The organism is Campylobacter concisus UNSWCS (assembly GCF_000466685.1).
Taxonomy (GTDB): Bacteria; Campylobacterota; Campylobacteria; order Campylobacterales; family Campylobacteraceae; genus Campylobacter_A; species Campylobacter_A concisus_A.
Window position 1 is genome coordinate 23,276 of the sequence record NZ_ANNG01000038.1, and the last position, 24,062, is coordinate 47,337.

Sequence of the window (24,062 nt, forward strand, 5' to 3'; positions counted from 1 at the left end):
AAATATTTAAAATATCATTAATAAAAAACTCTAGCCATAAATTTTGTGGTGAAATTTCTTTGAAAAAATTTAAATTTTATATGCTTTTTGATAAAATCCGCCTATCAAAAATAAGGAAAAATTTATCATGGACTATGAAATCATCGTCGTTGGCGGCGGACATGCTGGCATTGAGGCAAGTCTTGCGGCTGCTAGAATGGGCAAACAAACTTTACTGATCACTATCTTAGCCGAGCAAATAGGCGCTGCAAGCTGCAACCCAGCCATCGGAGGCCTTGCAAAGGGACATCTTGTAAAAGAGATCGACGCACTTGGCGGTCAAATGGGACTTACAACTGATGCCGTTGGTATCCAGTTTCGCGTGCTAAATGAGAGCAAGGGCCCAGCTGTGCGTGGTAGCCGCGCTCAGATCGATATGGATAGATACCGCGTTTATATGAGAAATTTGCTTTTAAACACTCCAAATTTAGAAATTTCTCAAGAGATCGCCACTGAAATTTTAAGCGAAAATGGCGAAGTAACTGGCGTTAAAACCCACCTAAATAACACATATAACGCAAAAAAGGTGATAATCACAACTGGCACATTTTTAAACGGGCTAATCCACGTTGGATTTAACAAACTTGAAGCTGGCCGCGTGGGCGAGCTAAGCGCAAAGGATCTAAGCTCTAGCTTAAGGGAGCTTGGGCTAAATTTAGGCAGGCTAAAGACTGGAACATGCCCAAGGATCGACGCAAAAACGATAAATTTTGAAATTTTAGAGAAGCAAGATGGCGATGCAAAGCCAGTTGCATTTAGTTTTAGAACAAAAAATTTCTCCCCAACGCAGCTACCATGCTATATCGCCTATACAAATGAAACCACCCATGAGATAATCCGCTCAAATTTCGACAAAGCGCCACTTTTTACAGGTCAGATAGAGGGTATCGGACCAAGATATTGCCCTAGTATCGAGGATAAGATAAACCGCTTTGGCGACCGCGACAGACACCACCTTTTCATCGAGCCTCAGACCCTTGAAGCGACAGAGTACTACATAAACGGCTTTTCAACAAGCCTGCCTTATGAGGTACAAGTGCAGATGCTCCGCTCCGTAAATGGCTTTGAAAATGCCAAAATAGTAAGGCATGGATACGCCATAGAGTACGACTATGTCGAGCCAACGCAGCTAAAACATAGCCTAGAGACCAAAAAGGTAAAAGGGCTATACTTGGCTGGGCAGATAAACGGCACGACTGGATACGAGGAGGCGGGCGCTCAGGGGCTAATGGCTGGTATAAATGCAGCGCTTTCGTTGGATGACAAAGAGCCGCTCATCTTGCGCCGTGATGAGGCTTATATCGGCGTTTTGATAGATGATCTTGTCACAAAAGGGACAAAAGAGCCATATAGGATGTTTACGAGTAGGGCGGAGTACCGCTTGCTTTTGCGTGAGGAAAATGCCATTTTAAGGCTTGGCGGATATGGTCATGAGCTTGGGCTGCTTGATGATGAGACTTTTAACGAGATAGAAAACATAAGAAGAAATTTAAAAGAGGGGCTGGAGTTTTTAAACGAGACTCAGATCACGCCAAGCAAGGCAAATTTAGAGCTTTTAGCAAGTCTTGATGAAGAGCCGATCAGTCAAAACGTGAGCCTTCAAAAGATAGTCGCACGTAAGAGCTTCACGGCTGAGAAACTAAGAAAGCTTGATGAGAGATTTATAAATTTAGACGATGCGAGCATGGATCAAATTTTAACCGAGTGCAAGTATCAGCACTACATCAGCGAGCAAAAAAATCAGATTGAAAAAATGAAAGATATGATGGATGTGAAAATCCCTGAAAATTTCAACTTTAGAAGCATAAGCGGACTTAGCAACGAAGTGGTCGAAAAGCTTGAGAAATTTGCCCCGCCAACGCTCTTTGCGGCGAGTGAAATTTCAGGTATCACGCCAGCAGCGATCGATATCTTGCATATCTACATAAAGATGAGCGAGAAAAAGGCTTAAATTTAAGCCTTTTATGGTTTTTAAAGTTTAACTAGTATTTAAAATTTAAAACAAAGCTTCTCGTTTTTAATAGTTGCTATTTATAATTTTTTAAGTTTAATAAATTTTATTATTAAAATTTTCTATTTTACAAATGCTAAAATAGAAAAATTTTTTTATCTTAACATTTAGACATTAGATCAAATTTCTCTTTTATAAAAAGTTTAAATTTACGATATATAGGTACTTTTAGATAAATTTATCTCAAATTTTGGTCTAAAAAAAGCTTAAATTCACTTTATTTTTACAAACTATATTGTGAGATTATAGTTTTTTAATTTTTTGAGAGTATAATCGTTTAAATTTTATTTATAGAAAGGAAATTAATGTCAGTAAAGCAAGAAAGACGAAGCTTTATCGGCCTTGCGTTTGGTGCCGTGGCAGCTGTTGGTGGCGCGATGTCACTAGTTGCCATGAAAAAGACCTGGGATCCGCTCCCTAGCGTAAAAGCTGCTGGTTTTACAACTGTCGATCTAAGCCCGATCAAAGATGGCGAGATGAGACAGGTTGAGTGGCGTAAAAAGCCTATTTTCATCCTTAAAAAAAGCCCAGATATGGCTAAAAACGACAAGAGAGATGTAGTCGTTGGAGATGCGAGGTATGTAGTTCTTATCGGACTTTGCACGCACCTAGGATGTATCCCTGAGTATAAAGCGAGCAAGCAAATGTTTGTCTGTGCCTGTCATGGCGGCGAATTTAACGTAGACGGCGTGCAGACATACGGACCTCCACCAAGACCGCTTGATATCCCACCGTTTAAGATCGATGGTACCAAGCTAGTTCTAGGCGAAACAAGCCCAGAATATGAAAAATTAGTAGCTAAAGCTTAGGAGGTTAGCGATGTCTTTATCTCACAAATCAACTGGCGTTATTGACTGGCTTGACCAGCGCCTAGCTTTTACAAAGCTTATGAAGGTCCTAGTTAGCGAATACTGGATCCCAAAAAATATAAATTTCCTTTGGGCGATGGGCGTTATCCTAACGACACTTTTCTTGCTTTTGATCATCACTGGCTATTTGCTTATGATGTATTACAAGCCAGATGTAAATTTGGCCTTTGACAGCGTAAATTACACTATCATGCAAGAGGTCGAGTATGGCTGGCTTTGGCGTCACATCCACGCAGTTTCTGCTTCTACGATATTTCTTATCATGTATATCCACCTGCTTACTGGACTTTACTATGGCTCATACAAAAGAGGCAGAGAGGTTATTTGGGTAAGCGGCATGGTGCTATTTATCTGCTTTTCAGCAGAGGCATTTAGTGGCTATATGCTCCCATGGGGTCAGATGAGCTACTGGGCGGCGACTGTTATCACTCAGCTTTTTGGTGGTGTGCCAGTTATCGGCGATGCTTTGGTTGAGTGGATCAGGGGCGATTATGCAGTTGGCGACTCAACGCTTACTAGATTTTTCATGCTTCACGTCTGCTTGCTACCACTTGTTACTATCGTTGTTTTGGTTATCCACTTCTACTCATTAAGAGTTCCTCACGTAAATAACCTAACAAGCGAAGATATCGACTTTGAAGTAGAGGCGCAAGAGTATCTACACGGTGACAGAGCAAAAGCTAAAGTTATACCATTTTGGCCAGGATTTTTGGCAAAAGACTTCATGTATGTATCATTTTTCATGATCTTTGTCATCTATCTTGTTTGCTACCACTTCAACTTTGCGATGGATCCTATCAACTTTGAGCCAGCAAATCCGCTAAAAACTCCACCACACATCTACCCAGAGTGGTACTTCTTGTGGCAATATGAAATTTTACGTGGCTTCTTCTTTGATATAGCTGGAATTTCAGCTTATAACATCGGTCTTATCGCATTTGCATTCGCAGGTGTTGCGTTTATGCTTATACCTCTTTTTGATAGAAGCGACCTTGTAGCTCCAGCTCACAAAAGACCACTATTTTTCGTATGGTTTTGGGTGCTAGTTGCTGACCTTATCGTCTTATCTATATATGGCAAGCTCCCAACAGGCGGCATCAACGACTGGATAGGATTTTACGCGTCACTGCTATTTTTAGTGCTATTTATAATCGCACTTCCAGCCATAACAATACTTGAAAGAAAAAGGGGCTAATCATGAAAGAGCTTAAAATTTTTGCCATCGTTGTTATCCTTTCAGGTATTTTATACTGGGGTATCGAGCCTTACGCTCACACAAAGCTTCATCCGCACACTGCAAATGCCGAGTATAACTTCTCAAAAGAAGATACTGACTACGCTAAACACTTTTTAGAGCAGAAAAAAGAGGCGCTTGAAGCTGCAAAAGCTAGCGGCAACAAAGCTAGCATAGAAGCGGCTACAAAAGATGTTGAGACAGCACAAAAAATTCTTGATGACTACACAGCTTTTTGGACTGATATAAATTCGATCGACCTTGCAAAAGGCGACGCTGTAAAAGGTGCTGAGACATTTGGCGCAGCTGGATGTACAGGATGTCACGGTATCGAAGCAGCTGGCATGCCAGCTAGTATGGACGCTGAGACAGCTAGCCAAAGCTTTGGCGTAGTGCCACCAGATCTTAGCACAGCTGGTAAAATTTATGACGAGAGATTTTTGGCTGCACTCATCAAAAATCCAACTATGGCTGTAAAACTATCTCATAAATTTAACGACGAGCATCCTTATCCGATGACTGCATTTATGGGTGCTGGCGGCGATATAAACGCTGAGATCGCTGACATAGTTGCTTACCTTAAAAAAGTATCAGCTGAGGCGGATGCAAAGAGCAAGATCACTGAGGAAAAGGTTTTCGCTGACGCATGTCAAAGATGCCACGATATGAAGTATGATAAAAAGTATGCTTTCAGCAACAAAGTAAGTCTTGCAGCTTATATGGGCTCAAACCCACCTGATCTATCTATGATGATCCGCTCAAAAGGTGCTGACTACTTGCATAAATTTATAAACGATACTCAAAAGATGCTTCCAGGCACTGCGATGCCTAGAGTTGGCTTAAACAAAGCTGCTGAAGACGACATAGTATCTTACATAGAAAAAGTAGGCGACAGCAAAAAGGCTGAGCGCGAGAGCACAGGACTTTATGTCATGATCTACTTCTTCATCTTAGGAATTTTTGCTTGGCTTTGGAAACGCAAAGTCTGGAGCGAACTCCACTAAAATTTAAGAGCCTTTTTGGCTCTTAAATTCTCTCTAGTAAATTTACATATATAAATAGGTATTCTTTAAAATTATTCTTTTACAAATTTAATCAAACTATCTTTGCAAATTTTAAAATTTGCTTGACACCTATCTAATTTAACAAAGCAATTCTGCAAATTTTAAAACTTTACTCACTCGCCTTAGCAGACTACTAAATTTAGAGCCGTGATATGCCAGCTCTAATTTTAAAATTTACTAGAACCTTTTTGTAAAAATTAAATTTTAGTTCGTAGCAACAAATTTTAAAATTTCATTCACCCCTAAGAATTGACTACTAAAATTTGGCTTCGCTTATCGCTTAGCTCAAATTTTAGAGCCGAAATTACTTGCTCATGAAATTTTAAAATTTATTAGAAATTTCTTAAAAGCAAACTGCATGCAGTGCGAAGCTTCGCCACATACGTCTCTCTACCTAGCCTCTATCCTTGGCATCTGCAGCATAAAATTTCTAGCTTCGCTTAAAAGCACTGGTTTGAGTGCATCTGCTGATGTTTGTCGGTCGTAAATTCTCTCATACGAAAGCATCAAAACTCCATCTTTTTTAAGCAAAAAGTGGATTATTTCTATATTTTTGCTTTTAGTTTCATCTTTTATAAGAGCTAAAATTTGATCATTTTCTTCGCTAAAAAGTACGTTTTTATCTTGCTTAAGAGCCTTTTTTAACTCTCCTAGCTCGCTTTTTGTCTTAGCGTCTTTGTCAAACTTTACTCTAAAAGAGGCAAAGTGCTCGTCCATATTTTCATTTTTTAAAAAGTAAAAGCTCTCGTTTTTAACCACTTGCTTTTTATAAAATGTGCTACCATCAAACCTAAAACTCTCAACCAAATTTAGCTCATCTGCTAAAGAAAAGAGACCAAAAAACAGCAAAACAAAAAGGCCAAATTTTCGCATAAAATTTCACTCCAAATTTCTAAAAATAGCTGCCATTTTGCCCAAATTTCGCTTAGCTTAATCAAAAAATAACAAAGCTTTTTATACAATCAAGCATTTTTATTTTAAGGATCTTTTTGCAGTTACACCAAGCAAGCGAGCTTAGCATTCTTGTCGTTTTGGCATTTATCGTCTTTGCTTCGCCTTATATTTCTAAAATTTTACGCATCCCAGTCGCGCCTGCTGAGATACTACTTGGAGCGGTTGCTGGCTACATCGGAGTTGTCGGCGAAAACGAGATGTTTAAGCTCATTAGCGAAGTTGGCTTTTTCTTTTTGATGTTTCTAGCTGGCATGGAGATCGACCTTAGGATGCTAATAAACATCGACCGTAAAATTTTGCGTCTTGGGCTCATCTATCTAGCGCTCATCTACGCTCTAGCCACGGCTTTAACGCTAGGACTTGAGCTAAGCCTACTTTACATCATCATCATCCCGATAATGGCCGTTGGCATGATATTTACGCTATTTAAGGAGTATGGCAAGCAGCAAGAGTGGCTAAATTTAAGCATGCTAATCGCAACTATCGGCGAGCTTTTAAGCATCACGCTTCTAACCTTTACCGCTGCTTACTTGCAGTTTGGAGCGAGTATAAATTTATGGCTAACGATTGGCTATTTGATCCTATTTTTGGCTATCAGCGTGCTTAGCTTTAAAATTTTGGACGTGCTTTTTTGGTGGTATCCGGGGCTTAAAGTGGTTCTAATGCCACACTACGACAAGGACGAGAAGGATATCAGGCTTTGCATCGCAGTATTTTTCACGATGATAGCCTTGATGCTCTATCTAAATTTAGAAGTTGCCTTTGGTGCGTTTATCGCAGGTATGTTTATCACGAAATTTTTTGATCACAAAAAGGACTTGCCGCACAAGCTTTCAAGCTTTGGATTTGGCTTTTTGGTGCCGATATTTTTCATCCACATAGGCTCTACTTTTAAGCTTTCAAGTCTAGGATCTAGCGAAGTGATAAAGGATGCTATTTTTATATTTTTAGCGATGCTTGGCACGAGAGTTGTATCTAGTTTGCTCTTTTTGGGCAAGCTTGGCTTTAGAGGGATATTTTTATTTTCAGTTTCGCAATCTATGCCGCTCACTCTTTTGATCGCAGTTGCTACTATCGCACACAAATCAGGCGAGATAAGTGACTATTCTTACTCATCTTTCATCCTAGCAAGCCTCGCACAAGCTATAATAGGAGCTATAATCATCAAAATTTTAATGCAATCAAAAAGCAAGGAGTAAAAATGTCATCAAACACAGCCACACTAATCGACAACCGAACTGGCAAGAGCTATGAATTTCCTATCCTAAAAGGCACGATGGGGCCAGACGTCATCGACATATCGACCTTTTTTAGCGATACTGGGATGTTTACCTTTGACAGGGGCTACACATCAACTGCGATGTGCCGCTCAGCCATAACATACATCGACGGCCTAAAGGGCGAGCTCATGTATAGAGGCTACGACATCGCCTATCTGGCTGAAAATAAGACATTTTTAGACGTTGCCTACCTGCTTTTAAACAAAGAGCTACCAACGAGCGAGCAATACAGGGGCTTTAAAGATGAGCTTAAAAAAAGAAGCTTCATACATGAGGGCATGATGAAGCTTTTTGATGCATTTCCAGATAAGGCGCACCCTATGGCGATCTTACAAGCAGCAGTCTCAGCGCTAAGTGCCTTTTACTCAGACCACCTAAACATGGACAAGCCTGAAGAGTATCACGAGATGGCTATGAGGATAATCGCCAAGATCCCAACTATAGCGGCCTTTAGTTACCGCTACTCACGTGGCCTTCCTATCATATATCCAAATTTAGATCGTGGCTTTACTGAAAATTTCCTCTACATGATGAGAGGCTATCCATACGAGCACGTCGATCTTAAGCCTATCGAGATAAAGGCGCTTGATACGGTCTTTATGCTCCACGCTGACCACGAGCAAAATGCCTCAACGACTACTGTTAGGACTGTTGGCTCTACGCACGCGCACCCTTACGCATGTATAAGCGCTGGTATCGGCGCACTTTGGGGCTGGGCTCATGGCGGAGCAAACGAGGGCGTCATCCGCCAGCTTGAAGAGATCGGCTCGGTCGCAAACGTCGATAAATACATCGCTAGAGCAAAGGATAAGAACGATCCATTTAGACTAATGGGCTTTGGTCATAGGGTCTATAAAAACTTTGACCCGCGCGCAAAGGTGCTTAAAAAGATGAGAGATCAGCTGATGGACGAGATCGGCATTAGCTCAGAGCTCATAAAGATCGCCAACCGCATCGAAGAGATCGCGCTAAATGACGACTACTTTGTAAGTAGAAATTTATATCCAAACGTTGATTTTCACTCAGGGCTCATCCTAAAAGCGCTTGGCATACCAAACAATATGTTTGCCGTCATCTTCGTCATCGGCAGGACGCCAGGCTGGATCAGCCAGTGGATCGAGCTAAAAGAGCAAGAGAGTATAAAGATCGTCCGTCCAAGACAGCTCTACGTCGGAGAGACAAACAGAACACCAAAATGAGCGAGCTTTTAAATTTAGCCATCAAGGCAGCCATCAGCGCTGGAGGTGAGATAATGAAATTTTACTCATCTAATGGCCAGGCGCTTAAAGTCTGCCTAAAAGATGACAGCTCGCCGCTAACTAGCGCTGATCTAGCGGCAAATGAGGTGATACTAAAAGAGCTAAGCAAAAGTGGGATAAAAATTTGCTCTGAAGAGAGCATCTTGCAAGAGAGTGACAAAGATGAGTTTTGGCTCGTTGATCCCCTTGATGGCACGAAAGAATTTCTAGCTAAAAATGGCGAATTTTGCGTTTGTATAGCGCTTATAAAAGAGGCTAGGCCGGCGCTTGGCGTCATTTTTATCCCAGTTAGCAAAGAGCTTTTTTACGCTGATGAAAACGGCGCTTTTAAAGAAATTTTAGGCGCAAATGATGAGGTCGTAGAAAAACAAGATCTAAATGAAAAAGCTAAAAGCTTAAATAACTTCATCTTTTCAAGCAGAAGAGGCGAGACAAAGAGGGCCACGCTTATAAGAGATAGTTTAAATTTAGAGCAAAAATGCATCGGATCTGCCATTAAATTTTGCCGTTTAGCCGAGCTTGGCGGGATATATGTGAGATTTAGCCCTAGCTATCTTTGGGACAATGCTGCAGGTGAGGCGGTAGTGAAATTTAGCGGTGGCAAGGTCTTAAACGTTAGTGACAGATGCGAGCCAAGCTATAAGCTAGCGGATCTAAAAAGCCCATTTTACGTAGCTTTTGGCAAAAATGCTTTGAGCTTAGAGGATGAAGTTTTTAAGCTTATAGAGCAGGGCAGATAAGGCTACTTGCAGCTTATCTCATTGCTCATCTTTAAAAATGCGCTCTCGTTTTGCTCTAAAAATTTATTTGCCGTTTCTAAATCTTGAAATTTATCTTTTAGTCTGATCACTAAAGTGCCACATTTTAGCTCTCTAGCTCGCTCTAAACTGGCATCAAAGCTTTGCGTTAGATCATTTACGCTTTTTATCAAAAGATCGTTTTTACCTAGCTCTTTTACGCTAAATTTAGCGTGCCTCTCAGCTCTTACTACGCCAAGATAGTTTGCGACTTTAGCGTTACTTATATAGATGAAAACTCCCTCACGAAAGTTGCTGCTAAATGCCACTGCATCATCTTGCTCAAGTATCTTTGCAAGCTCTTGGCCGCCGTAGTTTAGGCTGCTTTTAAGATTTAGATTTTTCACGCTTGGCTTACTAGCACAACCTGCTAAAAATATACAAAATATAAGAGCTAAAGTTCTTTTCATTTTAAATTTCCTCAAGCAAATAGAGCATGCTAGCTATTCTTATAGTACCTGCCACATAGCTAAATATATTTGATACAACTTTGTTTCTTTTTATCTCCTTGCCATTTGTTTCAAAAAACTTGACATCATTTTCTTTTATAAATTTTAAAGCTTTGGTTGTAATATCTTCTAAGTTATTTTTACCATCAAGTAGCAAAAATATATAATAATCAGCCAAATTCAGTTTTTCAGAAACACCAAATTTGTTTGCAAAAACAATGTCTGTCTTATCTTTATGTTTTAAAAAATACTTAACGTAATTTATTAAATTTGCCTTTAGTCTTGAATAGTTTGGAGCATACTCTATATCTTTTAATGCGTCTCTTACAAGCATTACGTTTGCTGAGTTAGTTAAAAGCCTTACAAAAGCACTATAAACCACGAGTTTATCTTCTGGCAAAATTTCTAAGATTTGAGAGAGATTAATACTTGCTGGAAACATCTTGTTAAAAACCTCACAAAGCCAAGATATATCTTGTGGCATAACATTAAATCTATCATACCATCCGTCGTCTCTTTTTATAAAATTTGCCACAACGTGAAGTTTATTTATATCACTTGGTCCTATCTGTTTTGCCTTAATGACCTCAAAAGCATTTTTATGAACGATTAGACTCTGCCTAAAAAGCTTCATATTTAAAATATCCAAAAACTGCTCACTTTGTATACGATCTGCAAAATGCACATTTTTAAAGTCATCCACAAGAGCATTTCCAAAATCAGGCACAAATACATCTTTCATATCAATATCACAAAGATAAGCTAAGTCAAATTTATCTATTTTTTCGCAAAAATCTTTAAAGTAAAATGGATCATTTATATCCTCCAAAAACTCATGCACTACATAAAAATCATCTTTGCTAAGAATATCATCTATCCAAGTGATAAGCGACTTAATAGGCATAAATTTTTCAAATTCTTCATTATCTCTTTTTAGCAAGACCTCCTTATAAACCAAAAGCGCCTCTTTAGCGGCCTTTAGCCTCTCCTCAGTGCTATCCTTGTCCTTTGCAGCAAGCAGCATAAGATCACGTAATATATCCTTTACCTTCCAGCCAGGATAGACATTGTAAGAGATAAACGCCACGCCGTTTTGGCTTAAATTTTCTCTTACGACCCTTAAAATAGCATCTTTTACAAAGTCAGGTACCCAGCTAAAGACGCCGTGAGCGATGATGTAGTCAAATTTCTCATCACTTTTAAACTCGCAGATGTCGCCGTGAATTAGCTCTAAATTGCTTAGACCTATCTCTTTTACGATCTCTTTGCCGCGCCTTATTTGTTCGCCGCTAAGGTCGATGCCAACTACTCTTGCATCCTTGTTATTTACGGCAAATGGGATCAAATTTCCACCAAAACTGCACCCTATCTCCAAAACTTTTGCATTTTTGCAAGGCGGTGGATTGATACCAAGAAGTGTGGCGCAAGCCTCTAGTTTATAGGGCGATGACTGCGCGAATGCTGCTGATTTATATGTTAGCTCGTCGTAAGACTTTTCGATCTTGCTATTTTTGTCCATTTTCTATCCTTAGTAGTCTTCGTTTTTTATCTTCTCCAGCATATTTTTAGCGTCGTTTTCAGGTTCATCAACGATATATGCGCGCCTTATATTGCCACCTTTTATGATAAGTGTTTGACGAAAGTAAAATTTATGCCCATTTGAAGCTGCAAATACAGGCAATTCAAGTGCGCGCTCTAGCATAAACTCGCTATCGTTTAAAAACATCACGCCAGTTGCGGTCTCTTCTTCAAATTTCTTCTGAGCCGCGATATCTTGGGAGCCAACAGCTACTACCATAAAGCCAAGATCGTTAAATTCTTTAAGAAGTTTTTTGTAGTTTATCGCTTGCTTCGTGCAGCCTTTCATGCCAGCAGTTTTTTGCAGCTGTTCGCTTAAAAGCTCGAAGTCCTCGCCTATCTTTGGATAGATAAAAACTACGCAGTCGTGGGTCCTTGCAAAGGCTGAAAAGTCAAATTCTTTACCGTCTAAGGTCCTTAGATAGATACTTGTAGGCACTTTTATCATGTTTCGTCCTTTAAAAATTTTATCTATTATATATCTTTAAGCTTTTTTAGAATTTAAGAGATAGACGACAAAAAGAACAAAAAAGCTGATTATTAGCATCAAAAGAGCGTAGATGTGAGCTTTGGTATAGTCAAGCATCTCAACCGCCTCAAATATCGCGATACTAGCGACCTTGCTCTCTCCTGCCACGCTGCCACCTATCATCAAAACCACGCCAAACTCGCCCATCGTATGAGCAAAACTAACAACGATCGCGGTTAGTAAATTTGACCTGATGCTTGGCAAGATCACTCTAAAAATGGTCGTGAGCTTGCTTTTACCAAGGCTGTAGCTCGCCTCAAAAAGGCTCTTTTTTAGACTATTTAGCCCGGCATAAATGGGTCCAAACATAAATGGCAGCGAGTAGATGCAGCTTGCCACGACAAGGCCAGTGAAGTTAAAAACTAGCCTCACGCCAAAGAGCTCTTCTATAAATTTGCCAAAAAATGAGTAAGGCGAGAGAAAAATGAGCAGATAAAAGCCAAGAACGCTTGGCGGCAGCACCAAAGGCAGCGAGATGATGGACTCTAAAAATGCCTTGCCAAAGAATTTCTTTTGCGACATAAAATAAGCAAGCCCTACGCAGAAGAAAAATAGGATAAAAGTCGTGATAAAAGAGAGTTTTAGCGAGAGCCAAAATGGCTCGAAATCAATATTTGCTAGCTCACTCATCATGCTTTTACCAAATTTACGCCAAAAGCTTTTGTGCTAACTATGGCCGTGTCGCCAGCTCTTAGCCCACTGGCTTCTGCGCTACTTAGCACGACCTCGCAAATTTGGCGGTTAATGAGCACGCTTGCCACAAAAATGGCGTCACGCTTTTTGATCTCCAAAACCTTAGCGTTAAATGCAAATTTCTGCGATCCAGCACTTTTTAAAAATATCTCGCTCGCACTGCCAGACCTTGAAATTTTGCCATTTTCAAGGACGAAAACCTTGCTGCAAAGCTTGTAAATTTCAGCTATGTCGTGACTTACTAAGATAACACTCATCTTAAACTCATCGTGAAGCGCTAGCAAATAGTCTTGCAGCTTCTCGCGCATAGCGTTATCTAGGGCACTTAGTGGCTCATCTAGCAGTAAAATTTCTGGCTTTCTCATCACCGCACGAGCGAGTGCCACGCGCTGCTTTTGACCGCCTGAAAGGGTGCTAATTTTCGCGTTTTTTAGGCTCTTTAGCTCGCAAATTTCAAGTAGTTTGTTTGCTAAATTTTCATCATTATTTGCAAAAAGCAAATTTTTAAAGACATTCATATTTTCAAAAAGGGCGTAGTCTTGAAACAAAAAGCCGATATTTCGCTTTTGCGGGGCTAAATTTGTCTTTTCGTCAAAAAAGATCTTATCTCCAACCTTTATCATGCCACTTTGTGGGGTTTCAAAGCCAGCGATGAGCCTTAAAATCGTAGTCTTGCCACCGCCACTTGCTCCATAAAGTGCGACAAACTCGCCACTTTCAAAGGCAAGCTCAGCCTCAAGCATAAATTTACCGCCACCGCCATTTAGCTCTTTTTTGCAAGAAATTTCTATCATTTTTAAGCGCTTACGTGGATACTTGTTGATTTAACGTAGGCAAAAACCTGCTCGCCCATCACTAAATTTAGCCCTTTTAGAGCGTGATCCGAGATGATGGCCTCAAAGCAAAGCTGCTCACACTTTAGGCTAACTATGCTTAAAATTTCGCCGCGAGTTATGCCAGCGACCTCGCATTTTAGCTCATTTTCAAGCGAACTAGCCTCAAGTCTAAGCCTTGATAAGATGACGTCTGAGCTTTTGAAATTTAAGCTCACCTCATCATTTAGGGCAAATTTGCTAGCCTCATTTAAGGCTAGCATATATAAATTTGTCCCTAAATTTAGGCACTCAAGCTCAAAAAAGCTGACGTCATCTTTGGATGAAATTTGAACGATCTTTGCTCTTATCATTTAGCTGGGACGTTGTAGCCAAATTTCTTGAAAATTTCTCTTGCTTTATCGCCTAAGACAAATTCATAAAATGCCTTAGCATCAGCGTTACCATCAGCATGTTTTAAAAGCACGATGCCTTGATCGATCGGAGTGTAGAGCTCTTGAGGCACGAAGATATAGTTAGTGCCCTCTTTGTATTTTGCCATTTTCTCGCTAAAAAGCGCGCTAGCAGCGATAAATCCAACATCTGAAGCACTTAGTGCTTGAGAAAGTGTCTCAGAAATTTTTTGAGCATAGACGATGTTTTTCTCTACTTCGTCATAAATTTTTGCATTTTTAAGAGCCTCGATACTAGCCTTGCCGTAAGGTGCTGTTTCTGGATTTGCTATTGAGATCGCTTTTAAGCCGCGAACAACTTCGATGCCCTTTTTAAAGTCCACATTTCTTATAGAAAAGATAGCCACAGCGCCTTGTGCATAAACTTTTGGAGCATCCACTGCAAAGCCTGTGTCGTAGGCCTTTTGCGCAAAGCCCATATCAGCAGCCATGAAGATATCAGCTGGAGCTGAGTTTTGTATCTGCGTGACAAGGCCGCCGCTTGCGCCAAGAGTTAGGTTGATCTTAGCGTCTGGATGAAGCTTATTAAACTCTTTTATAAGCTCAGGAAACGCATAAGTCGTGTTTGCTGCGGCATAGACATTTACCTCTGCGCCAAAGGCGTTTATAGCTAGCAACGCCGCCACACATATAAATTTAAAAACCCTTTTCATTTATACTCCTATTATGATTTGAGATGATTTTACTATTGCTAAAAGCGTGTCACCAACGCCTATTTGCATATCCATTGCGCTATCTTTTGTGATGATAGCAGTTAAAGTTTGCTCATCACTTAGTTTTAGCGTGACCTCAGCATTTACAGCGCCTATTTTTGCTTCGATGACCTCGCCTTTTAGCTGGTTGCTGGTGCTTATTTTTATATCAAGATCTTTTGCAAGGATGACAGAGGGCGCTTTAAAGATGAAAACTACCTTTTGACCCACTTTTAGACCTAAATTTTTCTCGCTCTCAACTGTTATGGTCGCTTCAAGCGTTTTGCCATTGCTTAGCTTTGCGATGATTTCAGAATTTACAGCGCCTCTGTTTATGCTAACGATCTCACATGAGAGCTGATTTCTCGCACTTAAATTCATACTCATCCTTTGTAAATTTATGATATCAACATCTTCAAAATCAACCTTTTGGCAAATTTTTTGCAAAAAGTCCTTTTGTGTCTCGAGGATAGCGTCGTAAATTTTTATCAGTTTTTTGGCATATGGGCTAAGCTCTGAGCCGCTATTTTTCTTGTTGCCATCAGCTCTTATGATGAGAGGCTTGCTACTTTTGTTGTTTATCGTATCTAAGCAGTCCCAAGCGTTTTTGTATGATATGCCGACAACCTCAGCCGCTTTTGTGATACTTTTTGTCTCTTTTATCGCCTTAAGTAGCGCTATATGCTTTGCCAAAACCTGCGTATCTTCGCCTAGAAATAGCTCTAAATTTATATCTGCTTTCAAATTTTTAACCTCTAAATATATAATAATAATTTGCAAAGTATATCTAATTATATTAATACAAAAGCTTAAAATTACAAATTTTCTTTAATTTTTTGTAAAGTTTCAAGAGGATAAAATCAAGCTGTATTTTATAAATAAATTTTAAGGTTTTATGATGAAATTTTTGCTCGCTATCTTTTGTAGCCTGCTTTTAGCCTGTGCCAGTGCCGATATAAACGCAACTAATGGCAATGAAAATGATGATTTTGATGTTGAATTTGAAGCAAAAAAAGATGTTTTTGACCCGCTTAGTGGCTATAACAGAGTGATGACAAATGTAAATGACTTTATCTACGTAAACATGCTAACTCCAGTGGCAAAAGGCTACGCTTATGTCGTGCCAGCCACAGCTAGGACGATGGTTGCAAATTTCTTTGACAACCTCCTTTTCCCAGTGCGCTTTGTAAATAACCTGCTTCAGTTTAAATTTCAAAACGCTGGCGAAGAGACTTTGCGCTTTTTGGCAAACACGATAATTGGCTTTGGTGGGCTAACGGACGGGGCAAAATACTATGATCTAAAGGCTCACAACGAAGACTTTGGACAAACCCTTGGTTACTGGGGGCTAGGAAGCGGTTTTCATATCGTTTGGCCTTTGCTTGGACCATCAAATTTAAGAGATACTGGAGGCCTAGTTGGAGACTATTTTGCTGATCCTATTAGCTACATTGATCCTATGCTTTTGTCAGCTGGCATCAAGTCATATAGGGCGTTTAACAGCTTTTCACAAGATCCAACTGCTTATGAAAAACTAAGAAAAGATGCGATCGATCTATATCCATTTTTACGCGATGCTTACGAGCAAAGACGCGATAAACTTATCAAGGAGTAAGTATGAAAATTTTTAAAATTATAGCGGCGATTTTACTTTTAGCAACTAGCCTTTTTGCTATGTCAAAAGAGCAGATAAAGCCTGATATAGAGGCAAAGACAACAAAGGTGATTGAAATTTTAAAAAATACAAATTTAGATAACAATGCAAAGACAAAAGAGATTTTTGCTCTGCTTGATCCACTATTTGACTATAAACAAATGGCAAAGATCAGTCTTGGCAAACGCTACAACAGCCTAAGTGCTGACGAGCAAGCTAAATTTGACGCTGCATTTGAGCAAAAGCTAAAAAGCTCATATATCGACAAACTTTTAGGCTACAAAGATCAAGAGATCCACATCACTGGAGAGAGTGAGCCTCAAAAAAATAGATACTGGCTCACATCAGAGCTTCTAAATGACGGCAAAAACTATGAATTTGTCTATAAATTTTACGATGCAAAAGAGCGTGGCTGGCTCATTTATGACCTTGATATCGTTGGTGTGAGCATCATTCAAACTTATAGAAGTCAGTTTGGCGATGTGCTAAATAATGCTGATTTTAATACGCTTTTACAAAAACTAAACGAAGCGGTTTTGCCTGATCAAAACAAAACTAATCCTTAATGCGACAAATTTTTAAATTTATCATTGCCAAAAATAAGCTTGTTATCTCGCTTGTGCTAGTTCTAAGCGTAGTTTTTGGCTACCTTAGCACAAAGCTTAGCATCGACGCTTCAGCTGAGACCTTGCTGCTTGAGCATGACCCAGATCTAAAAGCCTATAGGCAGATCGCAAAGCGCTACGACTCGCCAGGGCTTTTGGTGGTCGCTTTTACCCCAAAAGATGATCTTTTTTCACCTAAAAATTTAGAGCTTATTAAAAATTTAAGTGACGAGCTAGCCAAAAACGATATGGTTAGCAGCGTCATCTCTATCTTAAACGTCCCACTTTTAAATAGCGTAAAAGGTGGCGTGACAGGCATCTTAGATCACACTCCAACACTAAGTGATAAAGATATAAATATCTCAAAAGCAAAGCTTGAGTTTGCAAAAAGCCCCATTTATAGCGGAAATTTGATAAGCAAAGATCTAAAAACCACAGCGATCGCGCTAAATTTAAAGCAAGATGATAAATTTAACGAGCTTTTAAATGAGCGAAATTTACTTAGCCAAAAAGAGTCAAACGGCACTATCACGCAGGCTGAAAAAGAGAAATTTAAAGCGCTTTTAGCGGAGTTTAAAGCCTACCGTGATGAGCTTAGAAAGAGCGATCACAAAAACCTTGAAGCCATAAAGGCAGCCATCGCTAAATTTAACGCAAATGACGAGCTGTTTTTGGGCGGTGCGAATATGATCGCTGATGATATGATAGGCTTTATAAAGAGCGATCTTTTGGTTTACGGCCTAAGCGTTCTAGCGCTTCTTAGCTTTAGTTTGTGGCTATTTTTCAGACAGGTTAGATGGATCGTCTTGCCGATGTTTATCTGCGCGGTAAGTGCCATTTTTACGACCGGGATTTTTGGTATGTTTGGCTGGGAAGTGACGGTCATTAGCTCAAACTACATCGCACTTCAGCTAATTATCACCATCTCAACAGTCATCCACTTAGTCGTTAGCTATAGAGAATTTTACGCAAGGCATCCAAAATACAGTCAAAATCAGCTAATTTATCTGACCCTTCGTGACAAATTTTCTCCATCTTTTTGGGCGATATTTACGACAGTCATTGGCTTTAGCTCACTAATGAGTGCCGATATAAAGCCAGTTATCATGCTTGGCATTATGATGAGTGCTGGCATTAGCGTTTCACTTGTGCTTGCATTTTTGCTATTTGGCGCGATAAATGTAAATTTAAAGAAGCTTGCTCCTGTTAGGACATTTGAAAACAGCTTTAAATTTACAAAATACTGCGCAAATTTAGCCCTAAACTCAAGAAAGATCATCTACGCAGTTTGCGTGCTAGTTGTCTGCTTTGGTGTTTATGGCATCAGTAAGATAAAGGTTGAAAACAGCTTCATTGGCTATTTTAAAGAGAGCACACAGATCCGCCAAGGCATGCAGGTCATCGACACAAAGCTTGGTGGCACGATCCCAGTTGATGTGATAGTGAAATTTAAAGAGAGCGAGCCAAAACAAGAAAAAAGTGATGAGAAAGATGACTTTGAAAGCGAGTTTGAAAACGACGCAAAGAGCGCAAAATACTGGTTTAACAGCTACCACACAAGAGTTGCAGAAAAAGTTCATGACTATCTAAAAGAGCAAAATTTTGTAGGCAACGTAAGCTCTCTTGCAACGCTTATAAAGGCGATAAAAGAGCTAAATAACGGCGTTAGTGATGATTTTTTGCTAGCTGCGATGTATGAAAAACTACCACTTGAGTATAAAAAGATTTTGCTAAGTCCTTATGTAAGCGTCGAAAACGACGAGCTTAGATTTAGCCTAAGGATCGTTGATAGCGATCCAAAGCTTAGACGAAATTTATTTCTAAAAGAGCTTAGAGAAGGGCTTTTGAAGCTTACTAAAAATGACAACGTAAGCATCGAAGTTGTTGGTATGATGGTGCTTTATAACAACATGCTTCAAAATTTACTTAGCTCGCAGGTTGATACATTTGGACTAACGGTTGTGATACTTTTTGTTATATTTTGCTTTGTTTTTAGAAGCATTAAGCTTGCGACCATCGCCATTGTTTCAAATTTGATCCCGCTTTGCACCCTTTTTGGCGTGATGGGATTTTTTGGCATACCGCTTGATGTGATGAGCATTACGATAGCTGCCATTAGTATAGGCATCGGCGTTGATGATATCATCCACTACATCCACCGCTTCAAAGAGGAGCTGCTTACAAAGGGCGTTTTTGAAAGCATCAAGGCTGCACACGCTAGCATCGGATATGCGATGTATTACACCTCATTTACCATTTTTCTTGGCTTTAGCGTGATGATAACTAGCAACTTTATACCGACTATTTATTTTGGTTTGCTAACTGATCTTGTTATGGTATTTATGCTGCTTGGCGCACTCATCATCTTGCCAAGTTTGATAGCAAGCTTTGTGAAAAAGCGCGAGGTATAAATTTATTTGATAACTTTGATAAACGAATAGACATCAGCCACGCCGTCAATGTGCTTAGCGTACCAAATGGCGTGCTTTTCTTGCTCGATGCTATCTACCACACCGCTAAAAACAACGTCACAGCCAACGATGCTAACTCGCACATTTGTGCCCTCAACGACGCTATCTTTAAAGAGATTTTGCTTTAAATTTGCAAGTATGCTTAGGCTATCGCACGGATACTCGCTCTTTTTTACCCTAAGATAGGTGTAAATTTTGCGCACTCCGTCTGTGCTTTTTGCAAGCTCAACTAGCTTATCTTCAAGCTCTTTGCTATCAACAAGCCCTATGAGATAGGCGTCGCCATAAAAGACCTCTATCTCGATGTCAATGTTGCTAAGTCCTTTTGAAAACAAAATTTTGCTTTGTAGCTTGCTTTGGATAAATTTATCACGAGAGATCGAGTAGATGCCGCGCTTGTCGCGAGAAATGGAGTATGCGTCATATACATTTAGCGGCGCTGTTGCTGGGGTGAGGACTGAGGAGCAAGAGCAAAAAAATAAGACCAAAAATGCAAAAACGCTAAATTTAGAAATCATAAATCCTTTTGTAATTTCAAAAAGTTTATAGAAAATGGGCTAAAATTTATCTAAATCTGCTAAAATAACACGCACGGAGGATAAAGTAATCTGGTGATGCTCACGGGCTTCAAACCCGATGACTGGGCGGTTGACCGTCTGGTGGGGAGTTCGATTCTCTCATCCTCTCGCCACTTTTACTTCTTTAATTTCTACTTTTTAAATGATTTTTTTGATTTTAAGGCACAGTTAGCTAGTAAATTTTAAAAATAATGGTGTGATTTAAACAACCATCTTAAATTTAAAGTTTAAATTTTTATATCCAAAACGTGCGGTTCTTCGCTCTCTTCTTCGCTATCAAGCTCGTCTTCAAAGACCTCTTCATCTTTAGCTTTTGCGTTTTGCTCTTCGTTCTCAAACTCGCTCGCCTCTTCTTCGCTCTTTTGACGCTCGTGCTCTTTTTCAGGGTCTATTTTATATGACTCCTCCATCGGACGCACCTCTTGTATCTCCTCGTTTTGCTGGGTGGCTAGCTCAGATGCCATTAGCGCTTGCATGTCAAAACGTGCTTGCTGGTTTGCATGCACCTGCGAGACGACTGGGGCGTTTTGGTTGATGAAGTTGCTGTTTCCTAAAGGTGTTACCGCCATTTTTAGCCTTTATTTATGATGATCGTTTTGTAGTTTGTGTAAGTGACATTTGCGCCATTTTCGCGCCTTAAATTTTCACGTTTAGTGTAATCCACCTCATATCTGCCAGCCCCTTTTACGCTAAATTCCACGCAAAATTTAGCAGCCATCTCTAGCACGTCCTCTGGCACTTTGCTCTTGTTTGTCTTGATGATGACGTGAGCGCTTGGGGCGTCTTTTAGATGAAGCCAGATATCGTCTTTTTTGGCGAGATCGAGCAAATTTATATTGCCTTTTTCGTTTCTGCCAACTAAAATTTTAAATTCCCTAACGTAAAAAATTTCAGCATTTTCGCTCACATCTTTTATGTGTCTCTCTCTTTGTTTTGCTTTGTTTTTTGGGCTTAAAATTTCAAGCTCGTAAGCACTTTTTGCCTCTTTTAAAAGTGACTTTAGCCCTTCTAAAAACTCGATCTTTTCGCTTAAATTTCTCTTTTCTATCTCCACACCAAGGGCTTTTGCACGAAGTTTTTTTGATCTTGAGTAAAATTCATTTGCGCTATTTTTTGGCGTATCGCTAAGAGTTAGTTTTATCTCATTGCCGTCAAAATCATTAAGAGAAATTTCTCTCTCATAGCCTTTAAAATTTGCCAAATTTGCAAGCAAGAGCGTGCCGTAGTTTGCAAACTCCTCGCTCTTTTTCATAAGCTCATCTTTATCTTCAAGCGAGTTTAAAATTTCGCTCATGCTATCTATCTTTTTTTGCACGCTAGCAAGCTTTGCCTCTTTTAAGCTAGCTATCCTAGACTCGTTTATCCTAGCTGCTTCACTTCTAAAAAAGGCCTCAAAGTCCGTTATCGGCTCGCACGGCTTTTCTTTTATAGCGATGGCTGGCAGCTCTTTTAAAACCTCGCCAGTTTCTATCTTGCGGTAACTATTGTCAATATGTCTTAGCGCCTCGATGATCACGCTATTTTCGTCAGTTATCACGGCGTTTGTAAAGCGGCCTGTAAATTCAAGATAAAGGATGAAATTTTCGCTTTTATATGAGCCACTTTGCGTGCAGGTAAATTTTAAAATTCTATTGTCTTTTAGGCACTCGACGCTTTTTATATGTGAGGCGTTAAAGCGTTTTTTTAGGACATTATCAAAGGGTGCTTGATAAATTTTCGCCTCTTTTAGCTCGTCATCTTTATAGATAGCAGAGTTTGACTTATTTAGATCAAAGATGATCTTTTCGCCGCTAAATTCGATAAGTATAGCCATGTCGCTTACACGCTTTGCCTGGCTTATCTTTTTAAATTTTGATAGATAACTTGCTATTTGAACTAAATGTGCGTACTTCATGCGGGGATTATATCAGAAATGTTGCAAAAATGTTTTAACAAAGAGTCCTAGCTGGCTTGCTAGGACAAAAGTTAAAATTTGTTTTTAGCGACCTCTTTTACGATCTGATCAGCGATCTCATCGACCTCGTTTGTGGCCTTGTTTGTTTGATTTGCCACTTCGAGATTTTCTTTTGTTAGGTTGTCGATGTCAGCAACTAGCGTGTTTATCTGAGCGATCGCTATGGTTTGCTCATTTATGGCTGCACTCATATCATCGATGTTTTGCGTTAGGATATTTGCATTTGCTTCGATCTCGCCAAGGCTTTTTTGCGTGCGCTCAGCTAAATTTCTAACCTCATCAGCCACAACCGCAAAGCCTCTGCCATGCTCACCTGCACGTGCTGCTTCTATGGCAGCGTTAAGGGCTAGTAAATTTGTCTGATCGGCGATGTCGTGGATGATGGTGATGATATTTTTTATCTCCTCGGATTGCCTTTTGACATCATCAGATCTTGCATTTACCTGCCTCATAGACGCACTCATTTGCTCAACCGCAGCCGCACCCTCAGAGAGCGATGTGGCACTCTTGTTTGCTTTAGTCGTTAGCTCTTGCATGTAGCCTTTTAGCGCTTTAGCGCGGTCTTCTAGCAGTTTTGCGACATCTTCATTATTTTTTAGCATCTGTGCGATCTTATCGCCAAGTGCGTCGATGCCTTTTGCGATGACGCCTTCGTCGTTTATTCTAGCGGTAAAGTCGTTTTTAAAGTAAATTTCTAGCGCTTTCAAGATATCGTGCTCATTTGAAGCGATATTTGTTTTTAATGAGTCACGTAGATCGCTAAATGCCTCTTTTAGCTTTAGCAGAGCTTGGCTATTTGTCGTCGCTTCAAGCGTCGCTCTAAAGTCGCCACCTTTTATCTTGCTTACAAATTCTTGCGTTTTGGCTAGAAATTCGCGCTCACTATTTAAATTTTCTTTTGTGCTTTCTATATTTTCGTTGATGATACTAGCCATAACGCCTAGCTCGTCGCTGCTTTTTAGCTTGATAGGCTCGACGTTTGAAGTTTTGTTGTTTATAAATTTAAAGACCTCGATTAGCCCGTTTTGTATCGTTAAAACTGGCCTTAAGAAGTATCTAACGACCACGATGATGGCGATGATGACTGAGATCAAAAATAGGCTAAACATCAAAATTTGCTTGTTTGAAGCGCTTTTTATCTCAGCTACAAACTCATCAGCATCAGCCACTATACAGACGTTCCAGCCTGTTAGTTTTTGCTTTTGGCAGTAGATGACGTTTCTCATGCCGTTATAGAAAAATAGCGAGACTTTGTCACCTTCTATGCTGTTTTTCATATTTTCTTTGATGAGATTTTTGTAGCTTTCATCTTCTTTTGAGACTAAATTTATATCAGGATGAACTATCACTTTGCCGTTATCATCGGCGATCATGATGTTTGAGGTTTTAGTTGTTTTTATCTCTAAAAGCTCTTCGCTAAGGCCGTTTAAGAAGATATTTGCGCCGATTACCGCTACAAGCTTGTGGTTACTATCAAAGATAGGAGCGTAGGCTGTGATGGTTAAATTCTTTGTCGTGACATCTACGTATGGTTCTGAAAATCCAGGCTTGCCGCTGCTGCTCGCACCCTTAAACCAAGCCCTCGTGCGACCGTCAAAATTTGGTATCAAAAATGGCTCGTTGTTTTTCAAAAGATCAGTCTTGATGACGTTGCCGTTATCTGCATAGCCCACAAATAGCGCGTCAAATGGCGAAATGACAAACGCACCCTTTAGCGCCTCAGCTATATCGTCCCTGCTGGCGTAGGTCTTTTTATCCTCTAGCTCTTTTGCAAAGGTTTGCACCATGTGAAGTCTTGACTTTAAAAACTCATCGACAAAATACATCGTCGATTTTAGACCAGTTTTACGCACATTGTTGTAGGACTGAATTTTTTCCGATTTGGAATTTGAGTAGTTTATGCTAAAAAATATGCCTATGCCTATTAGCATCCAAGCTGTCAGCAAAAAGGCTATCTTGTTAGACAAGCTAGAAAAAAGTCTTTTCATCTTAAATCCTTTTAAAATTTTCGGCGTATTTTATAATAAAAGTTAAATAATATCTCTTAATTTTTATTTTTAAGAAAAA

General features: G+C 39.8%; 23 protein-coding genes, 1 tRNA gene and 1 pseudogene. 11 read left to right on the forward strand and 14 right to left on the reverse strand.

Annotated elements, in window-relative coordinates; genetic code table 11:
- Positions 1 to 127 precede the first annotated feature (127 nt).
- The 4 genes from mnmG to UNSWCS_RS08100 all read left to right on the forward strand — a co-directional run bounded on the left by mnmG (position 128) and on the right by UNSWCS_RS08100 (position 5,157).
- The gene (gene mnmG, locus UNSWCS_RS08085) at positions 128 to 1,990 is read left to right on the forward strand and encodes a tRNA uridine-5-carboxymethylaminomethyl(34) synthesis enzyme MnmG (RefSeq protein WP_021088088.1); all 1,863 of its coding nucleotides are present in this window, start codon (positions 128 to 130) and stop codon (positions 1,988 to 1,990) included.
- Between the two features lie 365 nt (positions 1,991 to 2,355).
- Entirely contained in the window at positions 2,356 to 2,859 is a 504-nt protein-coding gene (gene petA, locus UNSWCS_RS08090) for a ubiquinol-cytochrome c reductase iron-sulfur subunit (protein WP_002939267.1), read from the forward strand.
- Between the two features lie 10 nt (positions 2,860 to 2,869).
- A complete protein-coding gene (locus tag UNSWCS_RS08095; RefSeq protein WP_021088129.1) occupies positions 2,870 to 4,114 on the forward strand; it encodes a cytochrome b in 1,245 nt (414 codons plus the stop codon).
- Positions 4,115 to 4,116: 2 nt separating this feature from the next.
- Positions 4,117 to 5,157, forward strand: a complete 1,041-nt coding sequence (locus UNSWCS_RS08100; RefSeq protein ID WP_021088099.1) for a c-type cytochrome — start codon at positions 4,117 to 4,119, stop codon at positions 5,155 to 5,157.
- A gap of 450 nt (positions 5,158 to 5,607) precedes the next feature.
- Here UNSWCS_RS08100 and UNSWCS_RS08105 read toward each other — a convergent pair whose 3' ends face one another.
- Entirely contained in the window at positions 5,608 to 6,090 is a 483-nt protein-coding gene (locus UNSWCS_RS08105) for a hypothetical protein (protein ID WP_035143772.1), read from the reverse strand.
- A gap of 116 nt (positions 6,091 to 6,206) precedes the next feature.
- Here UNSWCS_RS08105 and UNSWCS_RS08110 point away from each other — a divergent pair, with 116 nt between their 5' ends.
- The 3 genes from UNSWCS_RS08110 to UNSWCS_RS08120 are packed head-to-tail and all read left to right on the forward strand — an operon-like array spanning position 6,207 to position 9,450.
- Complete coding sequence (locus UNSWCS_RS08110) at positions 6,207 to 7,370, forward strand: cation:proton antiporter (RefSeq protein ID WP_021088142.1); 1,164 nt, start codon at positions 6,207 to 6,209, stop codon at positions 7,368 to 7,370.
- Positions 7,371 to 7,372: 2 nt separating this feature from the next.
- A complete protein-coding gene (locus UNSWCS_RS08115; protein ID WP_021084651.1) occupies positions 7,373 to 8,650 on the forward strand; it encodes a citrate synthase in 1,278 nt (425 codons plus the stop codon).
- Positions 8,647 to 9,450, forward strand: coding sequence for a 3'(2'),5'-bisphosphate nucleotidase CysQ (locus UNSWCS_RS08120; protein ID WP_021088106.1), 804 nt, complete (start codon positions 8,647 to 8,649; stop codon positions 9,448 to 9,450). Before UNSWCS_RS08115 ends, UNSWCS_RS08120 begins: the two co-directional genes overlap by 4 nt.
- A 2-nt stretch (positions 9,451 to 9,452) precedes the next feature.
- On the opposite strand, the gene UNSWCS_RS08125 is transcribed toward UNSWCS_RS08120, so the two are convergent.
- The 8 genes from UNSWCS_RS08125 to UNSWCS_RS08160 are packed head-to-tail and all read right to left on the reverse strand — an operon-like array spanning position 9,453 to position 15,477.
- Positions 9,453 to 9,917: a hypothetical protein gene (locus UNSWCS_RS08125; RefSeq protein ID WP_021088126.1), complete on the reverse strand. Its 465-nt coding sequence runs from the start codon at positions 9,915 to 9,917 to the stop codon at positions 9,453 to 9,455.
- A 1-nt stretch (position 9,918) separates the two neighbouring features.
- On the reverse strand, positions 9,919 to 11,475 hold the full coding sequence (locus tag UNSWCS_RS08130; RefSeq protein ID WP_021088165.1) for a class I SAM-dependent methyltransferase: 1,557 nt from the start codon (positions 11,473 to 11,475) through the stop codon (positions 9,919 to 9,921).
- Between the two features lie 9 nt (positions 11,476 to 11,484).
- On the reverse strand, positions 11,485 to 11,982 hold the full coding sequence (locus UNSWCS_RS08135) for a redoxin family protein (RefSeq protein WP_021088103.1): 498 nt from the start codon (positions 11,980 to 11,982) through the stop codon (positions 11,485 to 11,487).
- Between the two features lie 36 nt (positions 11,983 to 12,018).
- Positions 12,019 to 12,693 carry a molybdate ABC transporter permease subunit gene (gene modB / locus UNSWCS_RS08140; RefSeq protein ID WP_035143782.1) on the reverse strand — a complete coding sequence of 225 codons (675 nt, stop codon included), beginning with the start codon at positions 12,691 to 12,693 and terminating at the stop codon, positions 12,019 to 12,021.
- Entirely contained in the window at positions 12,693 to 13,550 is an 858-nt protein-coding gene (locus UNSWCS_RS08145) for a sulfate/molybdate ABC transporter ATP-binding protein (protein ID WP_021088119.1), read from the reverse strand. Before UNSWCS_RS08145 ends, modB begins: the two co-directional genes overlap by 1 nt.
- Positions 13,551 to 13,552: 2 nt before the next feature.
- Complete coding sequence (locus UNSWCS_RS08150) at positions 13,553 to 13,942, reverse strand: TOBE domain-containing protein (RefSeq protein WP_021088104.1); 390 nt, start codon at positions 13,940 to 13,942, stop codon at positions 13,553 to 13,555.
- A complete protein-coding gene (modA, locus tag UNSWCS_RS08155) occupies positions 13,939 to 14,694 on the reverse strand; it encodes a molybdate ABC transporter substrate-binding protein (protein WP_021088159.1) in 756 nt (251 codons plus the stop codon). The genes UNSWCS_RS08150 and modA overlap by 4 nt, the downstream gene beginning before the upstream one ends.
- The gene (locus UNSWCS_RS08160) at positions 14,695 to 15,477 is read right to left on the reverse strand and encodes a TOBE domain-containing protein (protein WP_021088146.1); all 783 of its coding nucleotides are present in this window, start codon (positions 15,475 to 15,477) and stop codon (positions 14,695 to 14,697) included.
- 154 nt (positions 15,478 to 15,631) lie between these two features.
- Here UNSWCS_RS08160 and UNSWCS_RS08165 point away from each other — a divergent pair, with 154 nt between their 5' ends.
- From UNSWCS_RS08165 to UNSWCS_RS08175, 3 genes are read left to right on the forward strand one after another with little or no spacing between them, the layout of a single operon-like run.
- Positions 15,632 to 16,348 carry a VacJ family lipoprotein gene (locus UNSWCS_RS08165; protein ID WP_021088145.1) on the forward strand — a complete coding sequence of 239 codons (717 nt, stop codon included), beginning with the start codon at positions 15,632 to 15,634 and terminating at the stop codon, positions 16,346 to 16,348.
- A gap of 2 nt (positions 16,349 to 16,350) precedes the next feature.
- Positions 16,351 to 16,953 carry an ABC transporter substrate-binding protein gene (locus UNSWCS_RS08170; protein WP_021088109.1) on the forward strand — a complete coding sequence of 201 codons (603 nt, stop codon included), beginning with the start codon at positions 16,351 to 16,353 and terminating at the stop codon, positions 16,951 to 16,953.
- A complete protein-coding gene (locus UNSWCS_RS08175) occupies positions 16,953 to 19,403 on the forward strand; it encodes an efflux RND transporter permease subunit (protein WP_021088143.1) in 2,451 nt (816 codons plus the stop codon). Before UNSWCS_RS08170 ends, UNSWCS_RS08175 begins: the two co-directional genes overlap by 1 nt.
- Positions 19,404 to 19,405: 2 nt before the next feature.
- Here UNSWCS_RS08175 and UNSWCS_RS08180 read toward each other — a convergent pair whose 3' ends face one another.
- Positions 19,406 to 19,981: a BON domain-containing protein gene (locus tag UNSWCS_RS08180; protein WP_021088141.1), complete on the reverse strand. Its 576-nt coding sequence runs from the start codon at positions 19,979 to 19,981 to the stop codon at positions 19,406 to 19,408.
- A gap of 75 nt (positions 19,982 to 20,056) precedes the next feature.
- Here UNSWCS_RS08180 and UNSWCS_RS11870 point away from each other — a divergent pair.
- A tRNA-Sec gene (locus UNSWCS_RS11870) sits at positions 20,057 to 20,154 on the forward strand.
- 114 nt (positions 20,155 to 20,268) lie between these two features.
- Here UNSWCS_RS11870 and UNSWCS_RS08185 read toward each other — a convergent pair.
- From UNSWCS_RS08185 to UNSWCS_RS12765, 4 genes and pseudogenes are all read right to left on the reverse strand, one after another.
- Entirely contained in the window at positions 20,269 to 20,610 is a 342-nt protein-coding gene (locus tag UNSWCS_RS08185; RefSeq protein WP_021088094.1) for a hypothetical protein, read from the reverse strand.
- 2 nt (positions 20,611 to 20,612) lie between these two features.
- Complete coding sequence (locus UNSWCS_RS08190; RefSeq protein ID WP_021088137.1) at positions 20,613 to 21,935, reverse strand: NFACT RNA binding domain-containing protein; 1,323 nt, start codon at positions 21,933 to 21,935, stop codon at positions 20,613 to 20,615.
- Positions 21,936 to 22,006: 71 nt separating this feature from the next.
- Positions 22,007 to 23,221: a methyl-accepting chemotaxis protein gene (locus UNSWCS_RS12760; RefSeq protein WP_414531022.1), complete on the reverse strand. Its 1,215-nt coding sequence runs from the start codon at positions 23,219 to 23,221 to the stop codon at positions 22,007 to 22,009.
- Positions 23,207 to 23,983: pseudogene (locus UNSWCS_RS12765) on the reverse strand (cache domain-containing protein); the annotation flags it as partial. The gene UNSWCS_RS12760 and the pseudogene UNSWCS_RS12765, both read right to left, overlap by 15 nt.
- Positions 23,984 to 24,062: the final 79 nt, after the last annotated feature.

Coding starts and splice junctions, on each gene's coding strand:
- UNSWCS_RS08120 (WP_021088106.1), top strand. CDS start 8,647: ATGAGCGAGCTTTTAAATTTAGCCATCAAGGCAGCCATCAGCGCTGGA.
- UNSWCS_RS08130 (WP_021088165.1), bottom strand. CDS start 11,475: ATGGACAAAAATAGCAAGATCGAAAAGTCTTACGACGAGCTAACATAT.
- UNSWCS_RS08100 (WP_021088099.1), top strand. CDS start 4,117: ATGAAAGAGCTTAAAATTTTTGCCATCGTTGTTATCCTTTCAGGTATT.
- modA (WP_021088159.1), bottom strand. CDS start 14,694: ATGAAAAGGGTTTTTAAATTTATATGTGTGGCGGCGTTGCTAGCTATA.
- UNSWCS_RS08115 (WP_021084651.1), top strand. CDS start 7,373: ATGTCATCAAACACAGCCACACTAATCGACAACCGAACTGGCAAGAGC.
- UNSWCS_RS12760 (WP_414531022.1), bottom strand. CDS start 23,221: ATGAGAAACGTCATCTACTGCCAAAAGCAAAAACTAACAGGCTGGAAC.
- mnmG (WP_021088088.1), top strand. CDS start 128: ATGGACTATGAAATCATCGTCGTTGGCGGCGGACATGCTGGCATTGAG.
- UNSWCS_RS08190 (WP_021088137.1), bottom strand. CDS start 21,935: ATGAAGTACGCACATTTAGTTCAAATAGCAAGTTATCTATCAAAATTT.
- UNSWCS_RS08125 (WP_021088126.1), bottom strand. CDS start 9,917: ATGAAAAGAACTTTAGCTCTTATATTTTGTATATTTTTAGCAGGTTGT.
- UNSWCS_RS08170 (WP_021088109.1), top strand. CDS start 16,351: ATGAAAATTTTTAAAATTATAGCGGCGATTTTACTTTTAGCAACTAGC.
- UNSWCS_RS08105 (WP_035143772.1), bottom strand. CDS start 6,090: ATGCGAAAATTTGGCCTTTTTGTTTTGCTGTTTTTTGGTCTCTTTTCT.
- modB (WP_035143782.1), bottom strand. CDS start 12,693: ATGAGTGAGCTAGCAAATATTGATTTCGAGCCATTTTGGCTCTCGCTA.
- UNSWCS_RS08175 (WP_021088143.1), top strand. CDS start 16,953: ATGCGACAAATTTTTAAATTTATCATTGCCAAAAATAAGCTTGTTATC.
- petA (WP_002939267.1), top strand. CDS start 2,356: ATGTCAGTAAAGCAAGAAAGACGAAGCTTTATCGGCCTTGCGTTTGGT.
- UNSWCS_RS08150 (WP_021088104.1), bottom strand. CDS start 13,942: ATGATAAGAGCAAAGATCGTTCAAATTTCATCCAAAGATGACGTCAGC.
- UNSWCS_RS08135 (WP_021088103.1), bottom strand. CDS start 11,982: ATGATAAAAGTGCCTACAAGTATCTATCTAAGGACCTTAGACGGTAAA.
- UNSWCS_RS08165 (WP_021088145.1), top strand. CDS start 15,632: ATGAAATTTTTGCTCGCTATCTTTTGTAGCCTGCTTTTAGCCTGTGCC.
- UNSWCS_RS08180 (WP_021088141.1), bottom strand. CDS start 19,981: ATGATTTCTAAATTTAGCGTTTTTGCATTTTTGGTCTTATTTTTTTGC.
- UNSWCS_RS08145 (WP_021088119.1), bottom strand. CDS start 13,550: ATGATAGAAATTTCTTGCAAAAAAGAGCTAAATGGCGGTGGCGGTAAA.
- UNSWCS_RS08185 (WP_021088094.1), bottom strand. CDS start 20,610: ATGGCGGTAACACCTTTAGGAAACAGCAACTTCATCAACCAAAACGCC.
- UNSWCS_RS08095 (WP_021088129.1), top strand. CDS start 2,870: ATGTCTTTATCTCACAAATCAACTGGCGTTATTGACTGGCTTGACCAG.